Below are 3,743 nucleotides of genomic sequence, written 5' to 3'. Positions count from 1 at the left end.
CGTTCCCCCGGCCGTTGCCGTTGAAGTTCCCGTTCCCGGGGACGCGCCCCCCTCCGTTGACGATGCCGGTGCCGGGGAGAACCCCGGTCCCGTTCAGGGCGCCGACGTTGCCGGTGCCGGGGACGATGACCGCACTGTTGTTGTCGGTGCCGCTCGGCCCGCCCCCGTTGCCCATGCCGTCCGCGACAGCCGCGGGGGCGGCGAGCCCGAGCACGGCGACCGTGGTGCACGCCGCCGCCAGGGCACGTTGGTTGCGCATGTGATCCTCCGCGGGAGGTCACCGGGTCCCGTCCCCGGTGGTTCGGCGAGAAACACCTCCCGGGACGACCCTCGGACGCGCGGAACACGCCCGCATGTCGAGAATGGTCCGTCCTGGTGATCCGACACGCCGAGGGAAAACCACACAATCGGATATTGCCGCAGGTCACGGACCGTCAGAAAATATCTGGGAACGGCAACTCGGATGGCGCACGGAGCGGGTGGCGGGCCACCCGTTCGCCGATCACCCCGTCGCCCTTGGCCCGCGCGGGATTTAGCGTTTTCCCATGCGCGATGGACGTGGCGCGACCGCGTCGAGAGGGGATGGCGAATGTCTGCGTCCAAGCTGTCCGAGCTTGCCGAGGAAGAGGAGCGGCGGAAGAAGCGCGCCCCGTGGGGCGTGATAGCGCTTGTTCTGCTGACCGGCCTGGCACTTATTCGCAACGGTTCCGGGGAGTTCGACGTCGGCCCGCCGCAGCCCGCCTCGGCGGCGGCGCCGGACAGCCGTGCCACCCTGGGCACCTTCGCCCCCGCACCCGCCTCGCTGGCGTTCTCCGCCGTGGCACGGGTGCGGATCCCGGCGATCCACGTGGACGCGCCCGTCGTGCCGGTCGGCCTCGACGCGGACGGCTGGGTCGCCGCGCCGCCACCGGACAACCCCAACCTGGCCGGCTGGTTCACCGGTGCCGTCTCCCCGGGGGAGAAGGGCACCGCCGTCGTCGTCGGCCATGTCGACAACAAGCAGGGCCCCGCCGTGTTCTACGGGCTGGGGGCGCTCAAGAAGGGCAACCAGATCGCCGTCGTGCGGCAGGACGGCAGGACCGCCGTGTTCGAGATCTACGGCGTCGAGGTGTTCGAGAAGAGCAACTTCCCCGGCGACCGGGTGTACGGCTCGAAGGGGACACCGGAACTCCGGGTCATCACCTGCGGCGGCGGTTTCTCGAAACAGAACGGCTACGACGGGAACGTCGTCGTCTTCGCCCGCCTGGCCGCGGTCACCTGAACCGCCACGGCCCGGCGGGCGAAAGGAGGACGACGGCCGTACAGGGCCGCGGAACCGTCACATCCGCCGGCTCGGCACGGTGAGCTGGTACCCGGAGTCGATCAGGAAGGGAAGCCATTCCCGGATCGCGCGGACGGTCTGCGAGCGGTCGCCCCCGGCATCGTGGGAGAGCACCACGACGCCGGGGGCGGCTCCGCTCTCCACCTGGTCGATGATGGTGTCGACGCCGGGCTCCATCCAGTCGGTGGTGTCCACCGTCCAGGCCATCGGTTCCATGCCCATGTCGGCGCCCAGCTGGAAGGCGGCCCGGTTCCAGGCGCCGTAGGGCGCGCGGAACCACTGGGGGCGCTCGCCGTAGGTGTCCTCGATGACGTCGCTGGTGCGCTCCATCTCGGAGCGGATTTCGCCTCGGCCCAGGGTCGTCAGCAGGGGGTGGGTCCAGGTGTGGTTGCCGACGACGTGGCCCTCGTCGGCCATCCGGGCCACCAGCTCCCGGTTCTGGACGACACACTCCCCGCACACGAAGAACATCGCCCGGACGTCGTGCTTGGCGAGGGTGTCCAGGATGTGCGGGGTGTAGTCCGGGTTGGGGCCGTCGTCGAAGGTCAGCATCATGCGCCGGCCGCGCCGGGAGATCTCCAGGATCGGTTTCTTGCGCACCTTGAGCTTGCGGGGCGCGGTGCGGGGTGGTCCGTATCCGGTGAGCGGCTGCAGCCGGAATGCGGAGGGCTTGAGCGCCTGACGGGCCTGCGGGCCGGCGACGGGGGCCGGGGCGCTCGGGGCGGTCTCCTCGCCGCCGCCCGCCAGGACGATGCCGGCGGTGCCCGCCGACCCCAGGGCGGCGGCCCCGGCGAGGAGCATCCGGCGTCGCGTGAACAACTGATCCTTCTGCATGACTCATCAGTCGCCCGGTGAGGCTCCGGCGCACCGCAACGCCACCGGTGCGGCGGGAGGAATGCACCCGGACAGCCGAGCGAAACCCGCTCAGCGGCGGCGCACCAGCGGGAACGGGAGCGTCTCACGGATCGTCAGGCCGGTGAGGAACATGACGAGCCGGTCGACGCCGAGTCCGAGTCCGCCGGTCGGGGGCATGGCGTAGGCGAGGGCCTGCAGGAAGTCCTCGTCGAGCTCCATGGCCTCCGCGTTGCCGCCGGCGGCCAGCAGTGACTGTGCGGTGAGCCGGCGGCGCTGTTCGACGGGGTCGGTCAGCTCCGAGTAGGCGGTGCCGAGTTCGGTGCCGAAGGCGACGAGGTCCCAGCGTTCGGCGAGCCGCGGGTCGGTGCGGTGCTGCCGGGTCAGCGGGGAGACGTCGGTCGGGAAGTCCTTGTAGAAGGTGGGCGGCCCGGTCCGGTGTTCGACCAGCCGCTCGTACAACTCCAGCACGACGTCGCCGGGGCCGTCGTCGGCGGTGTACGGCACCCCGCTGCGGTCGCACAGCCGGTGCAGCCGCAGCAGTTCGGTGCCGGGGCCGATCTCCTCCCCGAGCGCCTCCGAGATCGCCCCGTACACGGTCTTGACGGGCCAGGTCCCGGAGATGTCGTGTTCCTCGCCGTCCTTGCGGGCCACCGGGGAGCCGTACACGGCGGTCGCGGCGCCCTGGACCAGCTCGCGGGCGAGGTCGAGCATCACGTCGTAGTCGGCGTGGGCCTGGTACGCCTCCAGCATCGTGAACTCGGGGTTGTGCTTGTAGGAGACGCCCTCGTTGCGGAAGGTGCGGCCCAGCTCGAAGACCTTCTCCAGGCCGCCGACGCACAGCCGCTTCAGATACAGCTCGGGGGCGATGCGCAGATAGAGGTCCAGGTCGTAGGCGTTGATGTGGGTGCTGAAGGGGCGGGCGTTGGCGCCGCCGTGGACCTGCTGGAGCATCGGTGTCTCGACCTCCAGGTAGCCCCGGTCCAGCAGTCCCCGGCGCAGGGCCTGTACGGCGGCGGAACGGGCGCGGACGACGGCGCGGGCGTCGGGGCTGGTGATCAGGTCCAGGTGGCGGCGGCGGACCTTGGCCTCGGCGTCGGCGAGGCCGCGGTGCTTGTCCGGCAGCGGGTGCAGACACTTGCCGGTGAGCTGCCAGGAGGTGACGAAGACGGTGGGTTCGCCCCGGTCGCTCGCCCGGGCGTGACCGGTGACGGTGATGTGGTCACCGATGTCGATGTCGGCGGTGAAGCGGTCGAGCGCCGGTCCGCAGCCGTCGCGGGTGAGGGCGATCTGGTGGTCGCCGGACCAGTCGCGCAGCACGGCGAAGACGATGCCACCGAAGTCGCGGACCAGCATGACGCGTCCGGCCACGGTGACGTCCTCGCCGGGCGGGACGTCGGCGAGGGCGTGGGTGGGTACGGGGGTGCCCACCGGATAGGGGTCGGTGCCGGTGGCGCGCAGCCGGCCGAGGGTGCGGTACCGGACGCGGACCTGGTCGGTCAGGCCCGCGTCCGGGGCGGCGGGCCCGGCCCCGTCCCCTCCGTCGGGGCCGAGCGCCGGCCGGGACGGC

The 3,743-nt window shown here is 71.7% G+C and carries 3 protein-coding genes and 1 pseudogene; 1 reads left to right on the top strand and 3 read right to left on the bottom strand.

Going from position 1 to position 3,743, the window contains the following annotated elements; translation table 11 throughout:
- Nucleotides 1–259 (bottom strand): annotated as a pseudogene (locus tag AB0B40_RS24350) (hypothetical protein); the annotation flags it as partial.
- Nucleotides 260–589: 330 nt separating this feature from the next.
- On the opposite strand from AB0B40_RS24350, the gene AB0B40_RS24345 reads away from it, so the two are divergent.
- Nucleotides 590–1,261, top strand: coding sequence for a class F sortase (locus tag AB0B40_RS24345; protein ID WP_362265550.1), 672 nt, complete (start codon nt 590–592; stop codon nt 1,259–1,261).
- A 57-nt stretch (nt 1,262–1,318) separates the two neighbouring features.
- Here the strand turns inward: AB0B40_RS24345 and AB0B40_RS24340 are convergent, their stop codons facing one another.
- Both AB0B40_RS24340 and lysX read right to left on the bottom strand, forming a co-directional pair.
- Nucleotides 1,319–2,155: a polysaccharide deacetylase family protein gene (locus AB0B40_RS24340; protein ID WP_362265547.1), complete on the bottom strand. Its 837-nt coding sequence runs from the start codon at nt 2,153–2,155 to the stop codon at nt 1,319–1,321.
- Nucleotides 2,156–2,245: 90 nt separating this feature from the next.
- Nucleotides 2,246–3,743: bifunctional lysylphosphatidylglycerol synthetase/lysine--tRNA ligase LysX (gene lysX / locus AB0B40_RS24335; protein ID WP_362265545.1), on the bottom strand; the 1,498-nt coding region annotated here is incomplete at its 5' end.

The sequence above is a fragment of the Streptomyces sp. NPDC042638 genome (assembly GCF_040647235.1).
Lineage (GTDB): Bacteria > Actinomycetota > Actinomycetes > Streptomycetales > Streptomycetaceae > Streptomyces > Streptomyces rameus.
This window is presented reverse-complemented; position numbering and strand designations above follow the sequence as displayed.